Source organism: Streptomyces sp. NPDC107765, assembly GCF_055657085.1.
On sequence record NZ_JBVKBL010000002.1, the window covers coordinates 539,729 to 558,299 of the forward strand.

An 18,571-nucleotide genomic window follows, 5' to 3' on the forward strand; every position below is an offset into this window, starting at 1 on the left:
CGGCGGCCTTGTTCCGCCTGAGGAAAGGCCCCGCACACATGGGAGTGCGGGGCCTTTCCTCGTTGGCCGCATGCGACGTTATCGTCGGCCTACTCGATGACGCGAGGGGCAACGTTACGTTGCGGGTTCCAGGTCTCCTCGTCCTCGACGAGGTAGTCGGGGCGCTGTCCGGTGGTGCGCTCCTTCTCCTTGCCCTTGCCCTTCGCTCCGGCGGCGCCCATCACGCCCGCCTGCTTGCCGCCGCGACTGCGGTGCAGGCCCGAGCCGCCCTGCTTCGCACCGCCCGCGGGACCGCCCGGCTTGCCGACCAGTCCGCCGCGGGTACGGGCCTGCGGACCGCTGCGCCCGGCCGCGCCCTTGATGCCGCCCGTCTTGCCGGCTGCTCCGGCGCCCGGCATGCCACCGCGCATCCCGCCGGCACCGCCGGCGCCCCGGGATCCGCCCATGCCGCCGGGCATGCCGACGACACCGGGCGGGACCGCGCCGCCGGGGAAGCCCCCCGTGCCGCCGGTCACGCCGTGACTGCCGCCGGTCGTCCCGCCGCTGAAGGTGCCGCCGCCCGTCGGCGGGGCGAGGGTGCCGCCCTGCACGCTGTCGAGACCGGTGGTCACGGGCACGTCGGGGCGGTGCAGCTTGGGTGCGTCGAACCCTTCCGGAACGGCGCCGCCACCCGCGCCGTTCGGCATCTTCGGCATCGCGGACTGATGCGGGTGAGTGCCGCCCGTGACGGGCATGCGCACCGGAGGCGGCGGCGTGTGCGTCGACGGCTGCTTGGGCCAGTCGCCGGTGGGGCCGGCGGGGTCGGTGTTCTCCCTGAGGATGCCGCCGTGGCCGTCGTAGTTGGCCGCCAGCTCATCCATCACGATGACCGCCTCGACCTGACGCTCCTTGCTCAGGGACAGGTTGTCCCGGTTGAGCTCCAGCGCCATGCGGGTGTCCATCTTGGGGTTCGCCATGTCCCGCTTGAACTGGCTGTCATCGCCGCTCTCGTCGGTGGCACGGTCCACGACCCCCGGGTCATGGATCTTCGACATGGCTTTCTTGGCTTCGCGAAGATTGTGGGCGACACCGACTTCCGGCCCGGATGTCCTCGAACCGATCAGCGTGGATTCCACATTCCGGGAGAGCTGGTACGTCCGATCGATCTTCTCCAGCACCTTGCCGGCTTCCCTGCGGAACGCCTGTGCCGCCGACCCCTCCCAGTGCGCCGAGGCGTGGTCGACCGCGTCCATGAATGCCTTGCGGATGCCGCCGTGGCCGTCCTCGCCGCCCAGCCGGTCGGCGGAGGCGCGCCAGTGGTGGCCAGAGGTCTCGATCGCCTCGGGGCTGGCGTGTTCGATCATGGCGCGGAGCGCGTTGATCCCGTGGTGATGGAAGTCGGACGGAGACCGTGGGGTGAGGCGCTGGCCCTTGAACGACTTCAGCCGCTCATCCCGCTCGTGCTCCTTGCGCTGCCGCTCCATGTCTTTGGCGCTGTCGTACTCCTGCTTGGCGTCAACCATGCAGGCCCCCCTTCGCGTTCATCTCCGCCTCTCGTGCACCCACTGTCGCGTCCCGCTCAGCCGTTCATCGACGTCTTGGTCTCGTGCTCCTGGTCCTCGTACGCGCCGCGGCTGGCTTCCGTCTTCTCGCCGAACTTGTGGATGAGGTCCTGGAGCGCGTCGATGACCTGCGACATGTACGACTGCATGTCGTCATGGGCCTTCGCGAGGTCGCCCGCCTCAAGGAAATTCACGCCGAACGCCGATTTCGGAATGGTGGTGCTGTATTTCACCTTCTGGCTGGGTTCGTCCATGTCGCCCCGAAGATGGCGGAGTTGGCGCACCACGCTGTCCAGCTCGTCGAGATCGACCCTGAAGCGCTCGCTCATTCCTTCTCCCCGTTCCCCGTCTGCCCCGGCTCGTTCCCCCACGCACCGCCCCGTGAAGCCGTCGCTAAGGGCAACATAAAGTCAATAAATACTAGGGAGTTGGGTGCCTTCGATGCAAGATCGAAAGTCATGATCTGTCCGATTTAGCGCAGGATGGTGCCGCACTTTGTAGAAGGGTTGTTACCTGCGAGCGCAACCTGCTGTCCGCTCTGACCGTAGGCGATCAGGGTGGGTGGGGATCAGGGGTCGGGTTCGTGGCCTCGGCGACGTAGGTGAAGGGCCACATCTGGCCGCCGTGGGTGTGGCCGGAGAGCTGGAGGTCCACCCCGTACCGCACGGTGTCGTGGATGGTGACCGGCTGGTGTGCCATGAGGACGACGGCGCGGGCCGGGTCGCGGTCGCCCAGCGCCAGGTCGTAGTCGGGACCGGCGTGTTCGGTCGCACCGGCGAGGTCGTTGACACCCGCGAGGTCGAAGCCGGGCAGCGCGGTCCGCGCGTTCTCCAGCGGGTGGATGCCCAACTCCCGTACGTGGTTCACCCATTGGCGCGGCACCCGAGTGGTACTCGTGGTTGCCGGCAACCACGCTAAAGAATGCACACCCCACTGAGGGGCCGCCCGCGTGCTGCGGACGGCCCCTCAGTGCGGGCTTACTCGCTCTGGCCGGGGCAGGCGCACGGCAGCGTGTAAGGCTTTCCGGTCGCCTGGTCGACTACGACCACGCCACCGGAGCACCGTCGTGTCGGGTGCTTGCGCCACTTGCTACGCGGGGGCCGAGGGTGCCCGCCCGCTTTCACAACTTCCCGGTACGCCGATACCGCCTGCGCGTGTGCGGGGTTGGTCCACTCGGTCATGTCATCGCCTCCCGGTTCCCTAACGACCGTATGGCCGTTGGGGGTCCGCGGACAGAGGGAGCGTTAGTTCGGGCCGGTGTTGGAGCAATCGGCGCCGCAGCCGGCCGGCGCCGGTTCGGAGTGCTCGCAGGAGGCAGCGACGGAGATCGCGTTGTCGGTCGGTCCGTTCCACATGGCCGGGTCGGGGTCGTAACCGGCCGCCTTGATCGCGGCCTGAGTCCGCTCCAGCGCATCGGGGTCGTGCCGGGAGACGTCCGGCCGCTCCGGTACGTGGTGCACGAATCGGGGCAGGGACCGGCACAGTTCGGCGTATACGGCCGTGTGCAGGATCAGGGCATGCCAGCCTTCATCGACGACCCGTGACGGCTTGAGGCGGGCGCGCGGTGCCGCCGAGCAGGCTGCGACGAACTTCAACGCCTCCTCGGTGATTCGTTCCGCGACGTTGGCAGCCATGCCCTCGTTGTTGCCCTGCACCGTGCTGGCGACATCGAGGAACTGCTCGGGAGCGATGAGCTTGCGGGCACTCTTCACCTCCGGCAACGTCGTGTGCTCTTGTGTGATGGTCACCGTGTGCTTCCTTTCGTGGTTTGGTGCGGTGATGGCGCTCCGTCCCCGGCCGGTTGTCTGGCCAGTACCGGGGGCGGAGCGCGCGGGGTGGGGCGCTCGGCGTCAGACCGAGGGTCTTGGCGGCATTCGAGTGCCGAGGAACTGAGTGGATTTCGGCTCTGGATTGAACCGAGCGAGACAGTCAGGCCATGGCGTTCACACCGGTATACGTAATCGCCGACCGGGATGAGCTCATGTCCGCCTTTAGGGCACAGCATGTGGTCAGCGACCCAAACAAAGACTGCCGGTCGCCGCGAGGGTCAAAACAATCACGCTGGAACCCCCCGTGAGCAGCGCGAAGGCACCACCCCAGAATGTGCCGTCGCTAATAACTTTCCAGCCCCTCAGCACTCTTTGAGTCCTCGCTTCTCCGCTGAGCGCAAGGCCGAGGCGACGCGCCTTGGGCCGGTTCCTCCCATACGTAGACCTGGCCGTACCGGTTCGCACGGAATACGCGAACCGTCGGCCTCGGTCGGGGCGGCGGAGTGAGGGGCTCCTTCGGGTCGCTCATTACTGCTCCTGCTCGTCGTGCTCGGGCGGTGCGCTCTGTGCGACCGCCAAGAGGCGTTTGACCGTGGCCTCGTCGACGGTGCCAAGGCGTACACGCGCGGTCGTTCCCGACGGCACGTCACCCATGGCCTCCAAGTGGATGCCGAGCGACGCCATCTGGGTGTTGAGTCGGGCAGCCAACCTGCGACCTCGTGCGCTGAGGTTCAGATAGCCGTCCTGCGAGTCCATTGGTCCTCCTGCACATCGTTCGCGTGGCGTGCGACGCTCAGTCAACGATGGTCCGGGCAGGGAAAGGGACTCCAGCGGGTGACCTCAAGATGGAGTCAGTCGGCGGACAACGCCTCCAGCCGAGACTTACGCTGAAGCAGGGGTGGTACCAGTGGGGCGTGAGCAGCAGGACCTACAGACAGCTGTAGCCGGCTTACTAAGTGACGTCCGATTCCAACGCGCCTGCTCTGAGCGCGATATGGGCGCTGTTTTCCGGCTCTTGAATCACCGCGGCTTGAGCACGCGGCGCCTTGCGGCTGCTGTAGGGGTCACGCAGGGGCGACTCTACGACTACATGAACAACAAGAGCCGCGTGGAGAAACTATCCCTGTTTGAGCAAATTTCCGATGCCTTGCGCATTCCAGGCGCCATGTTGGGGCTGGCCCGGCGGCCTTGGGAACCTCGGGGGGCCGAACCGGTGGCCGGCCCGGCTTGGGAACCGGAGGGCAACGACCTTGCAGCCATAGACGCATTCCGAAACGCAGACAAGCAGACGGGTGGCGGTCGCCTTTACGCTGCGGTGATCCGTCACCTGAAGGAAAACATTGCGCGTCGCCTGGTAGACGCGGGGAGCGAACCGCAAGTCTTTGCTGCTGCCGCTGCCCTCAGTGAGATGGCGGGATGGATGGCGCACGACTCTGGGCGTGACGGCCGGGCCCAAAGCCACTTCGCGCGAGCGTTGCCCTTGGCGCGGACTTCAGGGGACGCGCCATTGGCTGCCAACGTTGCAGCCAGTAGTAGCCATCTCGCCTTGCAAGTGGGAGAAGTGGGAGAGGCGGTGCACTGGGCGAAGGTCGGCCTTCAGTTCGCTGGCCAGGGGCCACTCATCCCCTCGCTGACAGCTCGGCTCCACTCCATGCACGCACGGGCACTCGCTGTCGCCGATCAAGGAACAGTGGCCTTGCGGGAACTGGAGCGGGCCCACGATGCGCTCGCTGGCTCTGCGGAAGCAACCCATCCTTGGATCAGTCCCTTTGATGAAGCCTCGCTGGCAAGTGAGAGCGCCCTTACGTATCGGGACATGAAGCGTTACGACGAAGCTTTGGAACACGCCGATCGGGCGGTGACGCTCAGGGAGTCAGGGCGGGCACGCTCCCTCGCCATGAGCCAGATCAACTTGGTGGCGACCCACGCTGACCGCGGCGACCTGGACGCGGTCCTGCACTTCGGTGTGATGCTCTTGACGACGAACCCGTCACTCGGCTCGGTGCGGGTGGTCAATCAGTTGGCCGATCTTCGGCGCATGCTGGACAGTCACCGCGCCCATCGTCCCGTGCGGGACTTCCTTGAGCGATTCGACGTTGCAGCGAAGACACGCCTGCTGCTCCTTGCCGACATCATGGCGCCCAGTAACGAAGGCACACTCTCATGACACCCACACCTGATGACCCTGAAGCCTGGTACGCGTACTTGGCTGAGGGCAACGCACGGCAAGCCCGCAAACGGGTGGCTGCCGATGTGCTGCTGAGGAACGGGGCCGGCGACTTCCTCCTGGTCAAGCCGACGTACAAACCAGGATGGGACCTGCCCGGCGGAATGGCGGAAGCGAACGAGCCTCCGGCCTGCGCAGCAGTACGGGAGGTCAAAGAAGAGCTGGGCTTGACCATCACGCTCCATGGGTTGCTCGTGGTGGACTGGGTGGCTCCCCATGAGGCTTGGGATGATCAGCTCGCCTTCATCTTCGATGGCGGCGTGTTGGATGCCAACGAAGCAACCGGGGCGCGACCGCGCGACGAAGAGCTGTCCCAACTTGCCTTCGTACCTCACTCGCGAGCGACCTCGATGCTTCCACAGCGCTTGCGGTCCCGCTTCTTGGCGGCCACAGAAGCCATGACTCGTGGCGTTCCTTGCTACCTGCACAACGGATCGGCCCGCTAGCTTCCCACAGCCTCCTGATCACGCTCGCAGGGAGGCCAGTTCGACCACCGTGACGTCCGGGGGTGCGCCCAGTCGTACGGGCGGGCCCCAGGCGCCGGCTCCGCGGGTCACGTACAGCTGGGTGTTGCCGTAGCGCTCCAGCCCCGCCACGGTCGGGTTCGTGGCCTCGGCTACGTAGGTGAAGGGCCACATCTGGCCGCCGTGGGTGTGGCCGGAGAGCTGGAGGTCCACCCCGTACCGCACGGTGTCGTGGATGGTGACCGGCTGGTGCGCCATGAGGACGACGGCGCGGGCCGGGTCGCGGTCGCCCAGCGCCAGGTCGTAGTCGGGACCGGCGTGTTCGGTCGCACCGGCGAGGTCGTTGACACCCGCGAGGTCGAAGCCGGGCAGCGCGGTCCGCGCGTTCTCCAGCGGGTGGATGCCCAACTCCCGTACGTGGTCCACCCATTGGGCGGCGCCCGAGTAGTACTCGTGGTTGCCGGTGACGAAGAATGCGCCGTGGCGGGCGCGCAGCTCGCGCAGGGGCTCCGCGGCCGGGCCCAGGTCGGCGACGCTGCCGTCGACCAGGTCGCCGACGATGGCGATCAGGTCGGGAGAGGTGCGGTTGACCGTCTCGACGACGCGCCGGGTGTGTGCGCGGCCGAGGATCGGCCCCAGGTGGATGTCGCTCACCACGGCGATGCGGAACCCGTGGGTGGCGCGCGGCAGTTTGGCCAGCGGCACGGTCACCCGCTTCACGGACGGGCCGCGGAAGGTGGTCGCGGTCCCGTACCCGACGGCGGCCGTGGCGGCCAGGGACGCACCGGCGGCCACCGCCCGGGCGAGGAAGAGCCGCCGGGGCGGGGTGGGGAGCGGGGGCAGGGCGGGGGTGCGGGGCGGCAGGAGGGTGGGGGCGGAGGAGGGAGTGGGGGTGGAGGAGGGGGTGGAGGCCCGCGGGCCGTCGGGGGTCTCGGGCGAGGGGGACGGGGACGGAGACGGGGACGGGGACGGGAGGGCGGCAGAAGGCGTGGTGGCCGGTGTCTCCCGTCCCCGGAGGAGCCGCAGGCCCACCGCCCGTACGACCTCGCCGGCCAGCAGTGCCAGGACGAGGTACAGCAGCAGGGCCAGCCAGAGGTACCCGGGCCAGGCCAGCACCTGCTGGAGCACGAAGGGGGCGCCGGCCCGGCCGGAGAGGAGGGCGCCGAGGGAGAGCAGTGGGAGGGCGAAGGCGGCGGCGGTGCCGGCGCGGCGGGTCCGGCTGCCGGGTGCGGTGGTGTCGCGGACCAGGCGGCACCACACGTAGCGGTGCACGCCGAAGAACAGGCCGAGGACCGGCACCGCGATCAGAGCGAAGATCACCGCGTCTCCCGAGTAGTCACCGGCCCCCGTACACACCGATCCCTGGGCACGGGCACCGTCAGGGGAATCGGCGTGGGCATGGACACGCTATCGGGCGGGCGGACCGGGACGGGGAAGCAGCGCCCGGCCGTGGGGGCACAGGCCGCCGGACAGCCAGTCGGCCCGCCCCCCACGCGTTTTCGCTCAGCCCCCACGCGCTTCGGCTCAGCCCTCCACGCGCTTCGCTCAGGCCCCCCACGCGCCTCGCTCGCTCAGGCCCCCGAGGGAGTCAGTTCCCGGTCCCGGTCCAGGTCCCGGTCCCGGTCCAGCTCCCCTTCCCGGCCCTGGCCCGCTTCGCCGGGGGCGGGGGCGGGGACGGGGACGAACGGGCACTGCCATTCCGCGGGCTTGGGACGGCCGGAATAGCGGCGGGCCTCGGAAAGCTCCTCGTATTCCTGCAAATTCGGATTGATATCGCCCTGCAGCTTGATGTCCTGCTTGCGTATCTTTTCCGCCAGGCGGTCCCACATTCCCGCGCCCTTGATGCGGGTGAACTGCTCGTGGGAGTTGAAGGCGAGCATCGGGAAGGGCGGGCGGCGGCCCCAGCGGCGGTGGGTCTCGTGCAGGCCGATCACGAAGAACGGGTGTCCGGCCACGCTGTACGCGAATTCCCTGGCCTGCGGGTCCGAGGCATAGCCCGTCGCCCACCGGTGGTTCTCCGCGTCCTGCTCGTGGAGGAGCTGGAGCTGCTGCCAGAGGAGTTCCTCGAAGCGCAGTTCGTCCACGCCGCGGGGCTGCTCGAAGGTGGCGATGAAGCTGGTGAAGGACCGGGCGCTCCAATCCGCCGAGCCGACGAATTCCGCGAGATCGAGCGCCATCAGCCGGGCGGCCTCCTCGCTCCCCAGCACGTCATAGTGCCGGTGTGTGATGCCGCCCTGGCGCCAGGCCGAACGGCCCGCCAGGCAGGAGAACCGGTCCCCCAGGATGAATGCCTCGACCTCACCACGCGCGTCCGACGTCATGGACAGCCTTCCTTCCACCTACATGCCTCCTCGACGGGAGATCATCTCCTTCACGCATCCGATAGCACCCACCCCGCACGGGCGGCACCCGGCGCCGGGGGCGGCGCACGGCAGGGCAGCCGTGACCGCACCCGGGTAGCGCCGGGTCCGCAGGAGACGGGGGAAGTCGCCTGGTGATTGTGACCGGCGGAAGCGGTTCTGGGAAAACCCCCCAGCAAAATTCCTCGCGACGAATCGCTCACATCCCGGGACGATTACGGCGGTTCTACGGAGGGTGAGTAAGCCGCGGGCCGAACCGGGCGGGGCGACGGGGGCCCGGGCGGGGCGGCGCGGACCGAGGAGCCGGTCCGCCCCCGGGAGTTCGCCGGAGCCGCCCCGTCCGCTACTTGTCCGCCGCCGCGCGGCGCAGGGCCCGTACGCCACGGAACCCGATCACGCCGATTGCCGTCCCCAACAGAAAGGACGTCACGGCCAGCAGCAGATGGACCCAGAAGTATGCGGTCGGGTCGCCGGCGTCGTTGAAGGCCAGACCGCTCCCGTCCTTGCAGAGGTTTTTGACGAAAGTGATCCAGATGAACCAGCTCCAGACCCCGAAGGCGAGCAGGAACCAGGAGACGGGGCGAGAGAGCTTCATGGGTTCCAGTATGGGCAGCGGCTCCATCCGGCCGTCGGGAGGGGCACTCTTCCGTGGGGTGCTGTCGGCGACCGGGACGAAGAGGGGTACGTTCAGCGACGTGCCGACGACCTTCAGTGCTTTCACGGCTTCCGTCCCTGCCCGTCCCTCCACGTCCCCCGGCGCCCCGGACGCCCTCGATGCGTCCGGCACGTCCGGTCCGGCCGCCGCCGGAGCCTCCCGTACCGCCCGTGCCTCCGGCGCCGTCGGGCGCGCGGCGGTGCGTCGCGGCCGGTCCCTGCGTGCCGCCGCCGCACTGGCCGTCTCCGGGCTGCTGGCCTCTCCGCTGCTGGCCGGCACCGCGTACGCCGACCAGAAGGACCCCAAGGCCCCCGCGCCGCCGGCGAAGATGTCGCAGATCGGCGGGGAGCGGCTGGGCACACCCGGCGTACAGGTGCAGCTGAAGCCCGGTGCGCCGAAGCTGCCGGGGCCGGACGCGCTGACCGCCCGGTCCTGGATCATCTCGGACGCCGCGTCCGGCAAGGTGCTGGCCGCGAAGAACCCGCACTGGCAACTGGCGCCCGCCAGCACCCTGAAGATGCTGTTCGCGGACACCGTCATGCCGAAGTTCCCGAAGAACCGGAAGTACACGGTCAAGCCCGCCGATCTCGCAGGCATGGGTGTGGGCAGCAGCCTGGTCGGGATAAAGGAGAACCTGACCTACACGGTCCACGACCTGTGGCTCGGGGTGTTCCTGCGCTCCGGGAACGACGCGGTGCACACGCTCTCGGCGATGAACGGCGGGACGAAGGCCACCGTCACGCAGATGCAGCGGCACGCGAAGGAACTGAACGCCAACGACACGCACGTCGTCACGCCGGACGGTTACGACGCTCCGGGGCAGGTCTCCAGCGCGTACGACCTGAGCCTGTTCGCCCGGGCCGGGCTGCGGAACGCCGACTTCCGCGAGTACTGCTCGACCGCGAGCGCCCAGTTCCCCGGGGACAAGGGCAAGGACGGCAAGCGGGCGACGTTCGGGATCCAGAACACCAACCGCCTGCTGAGCGGGGACTACGACATCAAGCCGTATCCCGGGATCGCGGGCGTGAAGAACGGCTCGACCACCAACGCCGGGTCGACCTTCACCGGCATGGCGCAGCGCGGCGACCGCAAGCTGCTGGTCACCGTCATGCACCCGGAGAAGGCGGTGCACAACGAGGCCTACCGCGAGGCCGCCAAGCTGCTCGACTGGGGGTTCGCGGCGGCCGACAAGGTCGAGCCGGTCGGCCGGCTGGTCGGGCCGCGCAGCGAGGACGACGGCACCGGCGCGGTGAGCGCCCAGGGCAAGCGCCACAAGGGCGGGCAGGGGAGCACCCAGGCGGCGCTGGACAGCACCGGCTCGGGCGGCACCTGGACCGCGGTGGGGATCACCGGCGGTGCGGTGGTGGTCCTCGGCGCGGTGGCACTGGTGGTGCGGCGGCGCCGCGCCGCGAAGTGAGCCGGGGGCGGAATGAGCCGGCGGGGCGGAGTGAGCCTGCGGAGCGAGTGAGCCGGCGGGGCGGGGGCTATGCGGCTCCCGTCGCCGCTTCGGCGGCTCCGGGTCCCGCGTCGCCGGATTCCTCCGCCCCGGTCGCCCCGTTCGTCTCCTCCCCCGCCGTGGCCGTCCACGAGGCGCAGTACACCAGCAGCTTCGCGGTGAAGTTGATCCACAGCAGCAACGCGATCGGGGTGCCGAAGGCGCCGTACATGCTGCGTGAGGCGACGCCCTGCAGATAGCCGCTGAGCAGCAGCTTCAGCAGTTCGAAGCCGATCGCGCCGAGGAGGCCGGCGATGACCACGGCGCTGCGCGGCGGGTGGGCGCCGGGCAGTTTGGTCAGGACGTAGACGAGCAGCAGGAAGTCCGCGAGGACGGCGATGCAGAAGCCGGCGGCGGACAGCAGGACGGTGCCGATGCCGCCCTCCGCCAGGCCGAGCGCGTGCGCCGCCTTGCCGACCGCGGAGGACGCGAAGGCCGAGCAGGCGAACGAGAGCAGGGCGACCCCGCCGAGTCCCAGCAGCAGGGCGCCGTCCCGGAGCTTGCCGACGAAGAAGTTGGTGTCGTCGTCGCCCTTCTCCCATACGGCGCGCAGGCAGTCGCGCAGTGAGTCGACCCAGCCGATGCCGGTCAACAGCAGCGCGGCGCCGGCGACCAGACCGATCGTGGTGGCGTTGGCGACGAGCCCGGCGATGTCCATCTGCCCGGAGATGCCGGGGAGCTGCTCGGCGACCTTGCCCTCCAGCTTGTGCAGGTCGCTGTCGCTGAGCAGCGCGGCGCCGATCGCGGCGCCCACGGTGAGCAGCGGGAAGAGGGCGACGAAGCTGGTGAAGGTGATCGCGGCGGCGAGCCGGGTCCAGTGCACCCGGAGCATGCGTTCGTAGGCGTGCCAGAGGTGAGTGGTCATCAGCCAGCCGACGGCCGGCCCGACCACCGGCAGTTTCCTCAACCAGTCCACGGCGCTCCCCTCGTGCAGCAGTCGGTCACCCCGGTGATCCGGAACCCTAAGGTCCGACTACCCCGTAACGGCCTTTGCGCATCCGGTGCCCCGTAACGGCCCGGTGCATCCGGCCGGCGGCAGACCGCGCGCCGGTGTCAGCAGGAGGGAGCCGGCGGGCGGGAGAGGTCGACGGCCTGGCGCGGGACGGCGGGGGCCTGCGGGCCGAAGGGGTACTCGCGCTCCAGGCGCCAGACGGCGTCCGCGCCCTGCTGGTAGAGGGCGAACCCGGCGATCGTCCAGGTCGCGGAGAAGTCCGCGAGCTCGGCCCGGGCGTGATCCATGGCGTCCTCGGCGATGCCGTGCGCGACCGTCACATGAGGGTGGTACGGGAACTGCAGGTCACGGGCGCACGGGCCGGAGGCGGCGCGGACCCGGGCCTGGAGGGCGGTGCAGCCGGCCGCGCCCTCGGTGACCTTCACGTAGACGACCGGGGAGAGCGGGCGGAAGGTGTCGGTGCCCTCCAGCCGGAGCGGGAAGGGGCGGGAGGCGGCCGCGACACCGGCCAGGTGGCGCTCGATGGCGGGCAACGCGTCGGCCTGGACCTCCGTGGGCGGGAGGAGGGTGATGTGGGTGGGGATGCCGTGTGCGGCGGGGTCCCCGAAGCCGGCGCGCTTCCGCTGGAGGAAGCTGCCGTACGGCTCCGGGACCGCGATCGAAACGCCCAGCGTTACGGTCCCCACTGGCCTCTCCCTCCTGACGTGTGTGCGGCGCGCTCGCGCACCCTCTTAGTGTGCCGGGTGCGCACCCCTGACGGGGAGCGTCCCCGGCCCTCGGACGGCCGGGCCGTTGTGCCCCCGTGAGTGGGGGCGGCGGCCCCGGCGGGGTCCGCGCGGCCGGCCGGGGCGGGCCGCGCGGACCGTTCCGTCAGTGCTTGGCCGGCAGGAGTCCGAGCCGGTCGTAGGTGGTGGCGAGGGTCTCCGCGGCGACCGCGCGGGCCTTCTCCGCGCCCTTGGCCAGCAGGGAGTCCAGCGTCTCGGGGTCGTCGAGGAATTCCCGCGTACGGTCCCGGAACGGTGTGACGAAGTCGACCATCACCTCGGCCAGATCCGTCTTGAGGGCGCCGTACATCTTGCCCTCGTAGGACTTCTCCAGGTCCGGGATGGCGGTGCCGGTGAGGGTGGAGAGGATGCTGAGGAGGTTGCTGACGCCGGGCTTGGCCTCGCGGTCGAAGCGGATCACCGTGTCGGTGTCCGTCACGGCGCTCTTGACCTTCTTCGCGGTGACCTTGGGGTCGTCGAGCAGGTCGATGATGCCCTTGGGCGAGGACGCCGACTTGCTCATCTTGATCGACGGGTCCTGAAGATCGAAGATCTTCGCCGTCTCCTTGAGGATGTACGGGTTGGGGATGGCGAAGGTGTCGCCGTAGCGGGTGTTGAAGCGATCCGCGAGGTCGCGGGTCAGCTCCAGGTGCTGGCGCTGGTCCTCGCCGACCGGGACCTGATCAGCCTGGTAGAGGAGGATGTCGGCCACCATCAGCACGGGGTAGGTGAACAGACCGACGGTGGTGCGGTCCGCGCCCTGCTTGGCCGACTTGTCCTTGAACTGGGTCATCCGGGAGGCCTCGCCGAAACCGGTGACGCAGTTCATGACCCAGCCGAGCTGGGCGTGCTCGGGCACGTGGCTCTGGACGAAGAGCGTGCAGCGCTCCGGGTCGAGGCCGGCCGCGAGCAGCTGGGCGGCCGCGATCCGGGTGTTGCGGCGCAGTTCCGCCGGGTCCTGCGGGACGGTGATCGCATGGAGGTCGACGACCATGTAGAAGGCGTCGTGGGACTCCTGGAGGTCCACCCACTGGCGCACCGCGCCGAGGTAGTTGCCGAGGTGGAAGGAGCCGGCGGTGGGCTGGATACCGGAGAGCACACGAGGACGTTCGAGAGCCATGGGATTGATTGTCTCAGGTCGCGGGGGGCGGTAGGGCGTCCGGTGGGCGCGGGGGCGGGGGCGGGCCTCGGGGGTGAGGGTGGGGGTTCGTAGGGGTGATCCCGCAGGGGGTTCTCGAACACATCCCCTAGGGGATGGCGAGGCCCCCTGCGGGGCCACAACGTGCAGGTGGGGGCGGGTATTCCCCGGCGGTCGGGGATTCGGCGGCGGTCGAGGATTCCCGGCGGTCGGTGATCCCCGGCGGTCGAGGATTCCCGGCGGTCGGTGATCCCCCGGCCGTCTACTCCCCCACGGCCGCCTACTCCCCGACAGCCAGTCCCGGCGCCGGGTAGGCCGCCATCAGCTCGGCGACCTCGGTGCGGATCACCGTGAGGGCGTCCTCGTCGCCCTTCGCCGCGGCCTGGACGCCGCGGTCGAACCACTCCGCGACCTGCGGCATCCGGTCCGTGCCCAGGCCGCGGGAGGTGAGCGCGGGGGTGCCGATGCGGATGCCGGAGGGGTCGAAGGGCTTACGGGGGTCGAAGGGGACGGTGTTGTAGTTGACGACGATGCCCGCCCGGTCCAGGGCCTTGGCCGCGACCTTGCCGGGGACGTCCTTCGACGTGAGGTCGATCAGCACCAGGTGGTTGTCGGTGCCGCCGGAGACCAGGTCGTAGCCGCGGGCGAGCAGCGCCTCGGCGAGCGCCTTGGCGTTGGCGACGACGGCGTGCGCGTACTCCCGGAAGGTCGGGGCGGCGGCCTCGTGCAGGGCGACCGCGATGGCGGCCGTGGTGTGGTTGTGCGGGCCGCCCTGCAGACCGGGGAAGACCGCCTTGTCGACGGCCTTGGCGTGGCTGGCCCGGGACATCAGCATCGCGCCCCGCGGTCCGCGCAGGGTCTTGTGGGTGGTGGTGGAGATGACGTCCGCGTGCGGGACGGGCGACGGGTGGGCGCCGCCCGCGACCAGCCCGGCGATGTGCGCGATGTCCGCGACGAGGACGGCATCGACCTCGCGGGCGATCTCGCCGAACGCGGCGAAGTCGATGGTGCGCGGGACGGCGGTACCACCACAGAAGATGATCTTCGGGCGTTCCTTGCGGGCGAGGTCGCGCACCTCGTCGAAGTCGATCAGCGCGGTGTCGGCGCGTACGCCGTACTGGACGCCGCGGAACCACGTGCCGGTCGCCGAGACGCCCCAGCCGTGCGTGAGGTGGCCGCCCATCGGCAGCGCCATGCCGAGCACGGTGTCGCCCGGCTCGGCGAACGCGAGATAGGCGGCGAGGTTGGCGGGCGAGCCCGAGTACGGCTGGACGTTGGCGTGTTCGACGCCGAAGACGGCCTTGGCGCGCTCGACGGCCAGGGTCTCGACGAGGTCGATGTTCTGCTGGCCTTCGTAGTAGCGACGGCCCGGGTATCCCTCGCTGTACTTGTTCTGCAGGACCGTGCCGGTGGCTTCCAGGACGGCCGCGGAGACGTAGTTCTCGCTGGGGATCAGCCGCAGCGTGTCGGCCTGGAGCTGCTCCTCGGCGCCGACCAGCGCGGCCAGTTCGGGGTCGGCGGCGCTCAGCGCGGGATGGGAGAGGGATGCGGACTGCGGGTGCGCGGAGTGGGCGTGCGCGGACTGCGGAAGTGACATGGCGTCCTCCGGGGCGGTCGATCGGTGGTCCGGTCGTGGTCCCGGGGTGCCCAGGCGGGGCGACACCTCGTGGTGGTGGCCACGCAGCGCTCCCTCGGGGTCGCTTCCCCGTACGCCAGTCGCGATGCGCACCGCCGAGTCTAGACGGCCGTGCGCGCCCCGGTGCCGGGAACACCCCTTCTGCCCCACAAGCTGGTGCCGGCACCACCCGACCGTCCTGGCGGCTTCCGGACGAACCGCCTGCGGGGCAATATAGAGGGGCATATAGGGAAACTCACTCCATACACCCCGTACGGTCTACCGGAACGGAGTCACGGTGACGTCCACGGAACCCGGCACCGCAGCCGCCACGGAACCCGGCATCGCAGCCGCCCTCGCCGCCGCGGAAGCCCACAGCGCGCACAACTACCACCCGCTCCCGGTGGTCGTGGCGACCGCCGAGGGTGCCTGGATGACGGACGTGACGGGCCGGCGCTATCTGGACATGCTCGCCGGGTACTCCGCGCTGAACTTCGGGCACGGCCACCCGCGGCTGCTGGCCGCCGCCCGCGCCCAGCTGGAACGGGTCACCCTCACCTCCCGCGCCTTCCACCACGACCGGTTCGGCGACTTCTGCACCCGGCTGGCCGAGCTGTGCGGGATGGAACTGGTGCTGCCGATGAACACCGGCGCCGAGGCGGTGGAGACCGCGGTGAAGACGGCCCGCAAATGGGGCTACCAGGTCAAGGGCGTCCCGGACGGCCGGGCGAAGATCGTCGTCGCGGACGGCAACTTCCACGGCCGGACCACCACCATCGTCTCGTTCTCCACCGATCCCGAGGCCCGCGCCGGCTTCGGCCCGTACACCCCCGGTTTCGAGATCGTCCCCTACGGCGACCTGGCCGCGATGGAGGCGGCGGTCGACGAGCGGACCGTCGCGGTGCTGCTGGAGCCGATCCAGGGCGAGGCGGGCGTACGGGTGCCGCCGCCCGGCTATCTGGCGGGCGTGCGCGAGCTGACCCGGCGGCGGAACGTGCTGTTCGTCGCCGATGAGATCCAGTCCGGGCTGGGCCGCACGGGCCGGACCTTCGCCTGTGAGCACGAGGGCGTGGTGCCCGACGTGTACGTGCTCGGCAAGGCGCTGGGCGGCGGGGTGGTGCCGGTGTCGGCGGTGGTGTCCTCCCGCGAGGTGCTGGGCGTCTTCGCGCCGGGCGAGCACGGCTCGACGTTCGGCGGGAACCCGCTGGCCTGCGCGGTCGCGCTGGAGGTGATCGCGATGCTGCGGACCGGCGAATACCAGGAACGGGCAACGGAGTTGGGCGAGCACCTGCACAGCGAGCTGGGGCTGCTGGTGGGCGGCGGGACGGTGGACGCGGTGCGCGGCCGCGGACTGTGGGCGGGCGTGGACGTCAACCCGTCCCGCGGCACCGGGCGCGCGGTCTCCGAGCAGCTGATGGCACGCGGCGTCCTGGTCAAGGACACCCACGGCGCGACGATCCGGCTCGCGCCGCCCCTGATGATCAGCAAGGAGGACCTGGACTGGGGGCTGGAACGGCTGCGGGACGTCCTGGAGGCGTGACGGGGGGCCTGCCGGAGGGCGCGGGACGGGAGGGACAGGAGGGTGTGAGGAACGGCGTGGCGGGGGGCGCGAGGGGGCGGCGGACGTGCAGCGGGCGGCCGGCGGCGGGCGCGAGGCCCTGGCCGCTCGCTGTGCCAGGCCAGGCCCGTGCCGAGCCCCGCGCCAGCCCGTCCGGCGCGGCGGATCACAGGGCGGAAGGACCGGCTCGGCGGGTCGCACGGGGAAAGGCCGGCTCAGCGGATCACATGGGGGAGGAAGCGGGCGTACTCGTCCGTGACCGGTCCCGCCGACTCGCGGATGCCGAGGCCGGCCGCCTCGTCCTCGACGACCCAGGCACCCAGCACCACCCGGTTCCCGTCGAAGTCCGGCAGCGGCGCCAACTCCTGGTAGCAGCACGGGTCGTCGGGCCCGCGCAGCACCGGCTCGTCGCCCGGCTGGTGCAGGGTGACGCCGGCGCCCTCCCGGCCCAGCAGCGGTTTGGCGGCGTAGCCGCGGGTGTGCGCCAGCTCGCGCGGCCCGTCCAGATAGGCGGGCAGCAGGTTCGGGTGGCCGGGGTAGAGCTCCCACAGGATCGCCAGCAGCGCCTTGTTGGAGAGCAGCATCTTCCAGGCGGGTTCGATCCAGAGGGTGGAGCCGGTGCCGCCGCCGTTGTCGAGGGTGTCCAGGACGTGCGGACCGAAGTCGTCGGTGGCCAGCCACTCCCACGGATAGAGCTTGAAGCAGGCCCGTACGAAGCGCAGCCGCTGGTCGACGAAGCGGCCCGAGAGCCGGTCCCAGCCGATCTCCTCCACGGGGATGGCGGCCGTCGCGAGGCCCGCCTGCTGGGCCGTCTCCTCCAGGTAGGCGACGGTCATCAGGTCCTCGCCGAGCTCGTCACCCGCGGAGTGCGCGAAATGCACCGGGGCACCCGGCGGCAGCAGCGCGGCCTGCCGCTTCCAGGCCGCGACCAGCCGCTCGTGCAGCGAGTTCCACTGGTCGGCGCCGGGGAAGCGTTCCTCCATCCAGAACCACTGGGGGCTGGCGGCCTCGACCAGCGAGGTCGGCGTATCGGCGTTGTACTCCAGCATCTTGGCCGGGCCGGTGCCGTCGTAGTGCAGGTCGAACCGCCCGTAGAGGGAGGGGAGTTCGGCGCGCCGGCGCCAGGACTCGGCGACCAGCGCGGCCAGCCGGGGGTCGGTGATCCCGAGGTCGGCGAAGCGGTCGCGGGCGACGATGTGCTCGGCGGCGGCCAGGCACATGCCGTGCAGCTCCTCGACGACCTCCTCCAGCGCCTCGACCTCCGGGAGGGTGAAGGAGTAGTACGCGCTCTCGTCCCAGTAGGGGCGCAGCGAGTCGTCCGGGTAACGGGTGAGCGGGTAGATCAGGCCCTGCGCCTCGACGGTCTGCTGCCAGCCGGGGCGGGGCTCGATGGTGTGGCGTTCCATGCCCGTACGGTGTCCGCTCAGCCGCCGAAGGAGCCGTGGTGGCTGCCGTGCCCGCCGTGGCCTCCGGAGCAGCCGAAACCGCCGCGGTTGACGGCCGTGGTCCGGCTGAAGGTGCCGTTGTCGGCGTACTTGCCGCCGCCGTTGTCGGGGTCGTAGTACCACTGGGCGTCGACCGGCCGCTTGCCGCGGCCCGACGTACCGGATCCGGCGCCGCCGGTCCCCGAACTGCCGGTGGACGAGCCGCTGCCGGCCGAGCAGCTCTTGGCGTCGACGACGCGGTAGCCCTTGACGAGGTCGTAGCTGTTGCGGTCCACGCAGCGCTTGTCCGGGTCGGAGCCGCAGGACGTCAGGGCGGCGGCCAGGGCACCCATACCGCCCAGGATCACCGTGCTCGACCGCAGCCGACGGCGTGCTTTCTCGGCCATTTTCTGTCTCCCCGTGGACGGACATCTGTACGACGGGGAGCAAGCTTAGGGGCACACGACACGGCGCCGGACCGCCCCTTCGGACGGCCCGGCACGGTGCGGTGAGTGAGTGAGTGGATATGGATCGGAGTGGCCGGTTATCGGTGGGTGACCTCGGTGGATGGTCGGTGGTGGACGGTTGCCGATGGTCGGCCGCCGGTGG

At 70.3% G+C, this 18,571-nt stretch carries 17 protein-coding genes, 1 pseudogene and 1 riboswitch; of the genes and pseudogenes, 4 read left to right on the top strand and 14 right to left on the bottom strand.

Annotated features, from left to right (window positions below):
* Positions 1-89: 89 nt before the first annotated feature.
* From ACZ7MX_RS06915 to ACZ7MX_RS06935, 5 genes and pseudogenes are all read right to left on the bottom strand, one after another.
* On the bottom strand, positions 90-1,502 hold the full coding sequence (locus tag ACZ7MX_RS06915; RefSeq protein WP_472130009.1) for a hypothetical protein: 1,413 nt from the start codon (positions 1,500-1,502) through the stop codon (positions 90-92).
* Positions 1,503-1,558: 56 nt separating this feature from the next.
* Positions 1,559-1,870, bottom strand: a complete 312-nt coding sequence (locus tag ACZ7MX_RS06920) for a hypothetical protein (protein ID WP_351534083.1) — start codon at positions 1,868-1,870, stop codon at positions 1,559-1,561.
* 244 nt (positions 1,871-2,114) lie between these two features.
* Positions 2,115-2,451 (bottom strand): annotated as a pseudogene (locus ACZ7MX_RS06925) (metallophosphoesterase); the annotation flags it as partial.
* A 334-nt stretch (positions 2,452-2,785) separates the two neighbouring features.
* On the bottom strand, positions 2,786-3,289 hold the full coding sequence (locus ACZ7MX_RS06930; protein WP_472130011.1) for a glycine-rich domain-containing protein: 504 nt from the start codon (positions 3,287-3,289) through the stop codon (positions 2,786-2,788).
* 549 nt (positions 3,290-3,838) lie between these two features.
* The gene (locus ACZ7MX_RS06935; RefSeq protein ID WP_472130013.1) at positions 3,839-4,066 is read right to left on the bottom strand and encodes a hypothetical protein; all 228 of its coding nucleotides are present in this window, start codon (positions 4,064-4,066) and stop codon (positions 3,839-3,841) included.
* A gap of 334 nt (positions 4,067-4,400) precedes the next feature.
* On the opposite strand from ACZ7MX_RS06935, the gene ACZ7MX_RS06940 reads away from it, so the two are divergent.
* Entirely contained in the window at positions 4,401-5,477 is a 1,077-nt protein-coding gene (locus ACZ7MX_RS06940) for an alpha/beta hydrolase family protein (protein ID WP_472130014.1), read from the top strand.
* Positions 5,474-5,983 (top strand): NUDIX domain-containing protein, encoded by a 510-nt coding sequence (locus ACZ7MX_RS06945; RefSeq protein WP_466972328.1) that lies wholly within the window; start codon positions 5,474-5,476, stop codon positions 5,981-5,983. Before ACZ7MX_RS06940 ends, ACZ7MX_RS06945 begins: the two co-directional genes overlap by 4 nt.
* Before the next feature lie 18 nt (positions 5,984-6,001).
* Here the strand turns inward: ACZ7MX_RS06945 and ACZ7MX_RS06950 are convergent, their stop codons facing one another.
* The 3 genes from ACZ7MX_RS06950 to ACZ7MX_RS06960 form a co-directional block, all read right to left on the bottom strand.
* Entirely contained in the window at positions 6,002-7,321 is a 1,320-nt protein-coding gene (locus tag ACZ7MX_RS06950) for a metallophosphoesterase (RefSeq protein ID WP_472130015.1), read from the bottom strand.
* 251 nt (positions 7,322-7,572) lie between these two features.
* Positions 7,573-8,322 carry a guanitoxin biosynthesis heme-dependent pre-guanitoxin N-hydroxylase GntA gene (gene gntA, locus ACZ7MX_RS06955; protein ID WP_472130017.1) on the bottom strand — a complete coding sequence of 250 codons (750 nt, stop codon included), beginning with the start codon at positions 8,320-8,322 and terminating at the stop codon, positions 7,573-7,575.
* Positions 8,323-8,704: 382 nt separating this feature from the next.
* Positions 8,705-8,956, bottom strand: a complete 252-nt coding sequence (locus ACZ7MX_RS06960; protein ID WP_030417175.1) for an SCO4848 family membrane protein — start codon at positions 8,954-8,956, stop codon at positions 8,705-8,707.
* Between the two features lie 10 nt (positions 8,957-8,966).
* On the opposite strand from ACZ7MX_RS06960, the gene ACZ7MX_RS06965 reads away from it, so the two are divergent.
* Positions 8,967-10,433: a D-alanyl-D-alanine carboxypeptidase family protein gene (locus ACZ7MX_RS06965; protein ID WP_472130601.1), complete on the top strand. Its 1,467-nt coding sequence runs from the start codon at positions 8,967-8,969 to the stop codon at positions 10,431-10,433.
* A 67-nt stretch (positions 10,434-10,500) separates the two neighbouring features.
* Here ACZ7MX_RS06965 and ACZ7MX_RS06970 read toward each other — a convergent pair whose 3' ends face one another.
* The 4 genes from ACZ7MX_RS06970 to ACZ7MX_RS06985 form a co-directional block, all read right to left on the bottom strand.
* A complete protein-coding gene (locus ACZ7MX_RS06970; RefSeq protein ID WP_472130019.1) occupies positions 10,501-11,427 on the bottom strand; it encodes a YihY/virulence factor BrkB family protein in 927 nt (308 codons plus the stop codon).
* A gap of 137 nt (positions 11,428-11,564) precedes the next feature.
* The gene (locus ACZ7MX_RS06975) at positions 11,565-12,149 is read right to left on the bottom strand and encodes a 2'-5' RNA ligase family protein (protein WP_472130021.1); all 585 of its coding nucleotides are present in this window, start codon (positions 12,147-12,149) and stop codon (positions 11,565-11,567) included.
* A gap of 184 nt (positions 12,150-12,333) precedes the next feature.
* Positions 12,334-13,347, bottom strand: a complete 1,014-nt coding sequence (trpS, locus tag ACZ7MX_RS06980; RefSeq protein WP_472130023.1) for a tryptophan--tRNA ligase — start codon at positions 13,345-13,347, stop codon at positions 12,334-12,336.
* A gap of 298 nt (positions 13,348-13,645) precedes the next feature.
* Positions 13,646-14,962 carry a serine hydroxymethyltransferase gene (locus tag ACZ7MX_RS06985; RefSeq protein WP_472130024.1) on the bottom strand — a complete coding sequence of 439 codons (1,317 nt, stop codon included), beginning with the start codon at positions 14,960-14,962 and terminating at the stop codon, positions 13,646-13,648.
* Positions 14,963-15,003: 41 nt separating this feature from the next.
* Positions 15,004-15,095: riboswitch (ZMP/ZTP riboswitch) on the bottom strand.
* 183 nt (positions 15,096-15,278) lie between these two features.
* On the opposite strand from ACZ7MX_RS06985, the gene rocD reads away from it, so the two are divergent.
* Entirely contained in the window at positions 15,279-16,520 is a 1,242-nt protein-coding gene (rocD, locus tag ACZ7MX_RS06990; protein WP_472130026.1) for an ornithine--oxo-acid transaminase, read from the top strand.
* Between the two features lie 233 nt (positions 16,521-16,753).
* Here the strand turns inward: rocD and ACZ7MX_RS06995 are convergent, their stop codons facing one another.
* Together ACZ7MX_RS06995 and ACZ7MX_RS07000 are read right to left on the bottom strand one after the other, a co-directional pair.
* Complete coding sequence (locus ACZ7MX_RS06995; RefSeq protein ID WP_472130028.1) at positions 16,754-17,944, bottom strand: glutathionylspermidine synthase family protein; 1,191 nt, start codon at positions 17,942-17,944, stop codon at positions 16,754-16,756.
* A gap of 17 nt (positions 17,945-17,961) precedes the next feature.
* The gene (locus ACZ7MX_RS07000) at positions 17,962-18,369 is read right to left on the bottom strand and encodes a hypothetical protein (protein WP_472130030.1); all 408 of its coding nucleotides are present in this window, start codon (positions 18,367-18,369) and stop codon (positions 17,962-17,964) included.
* Positions 18,370-18,571: the final 202 nt, after the last annotated feature.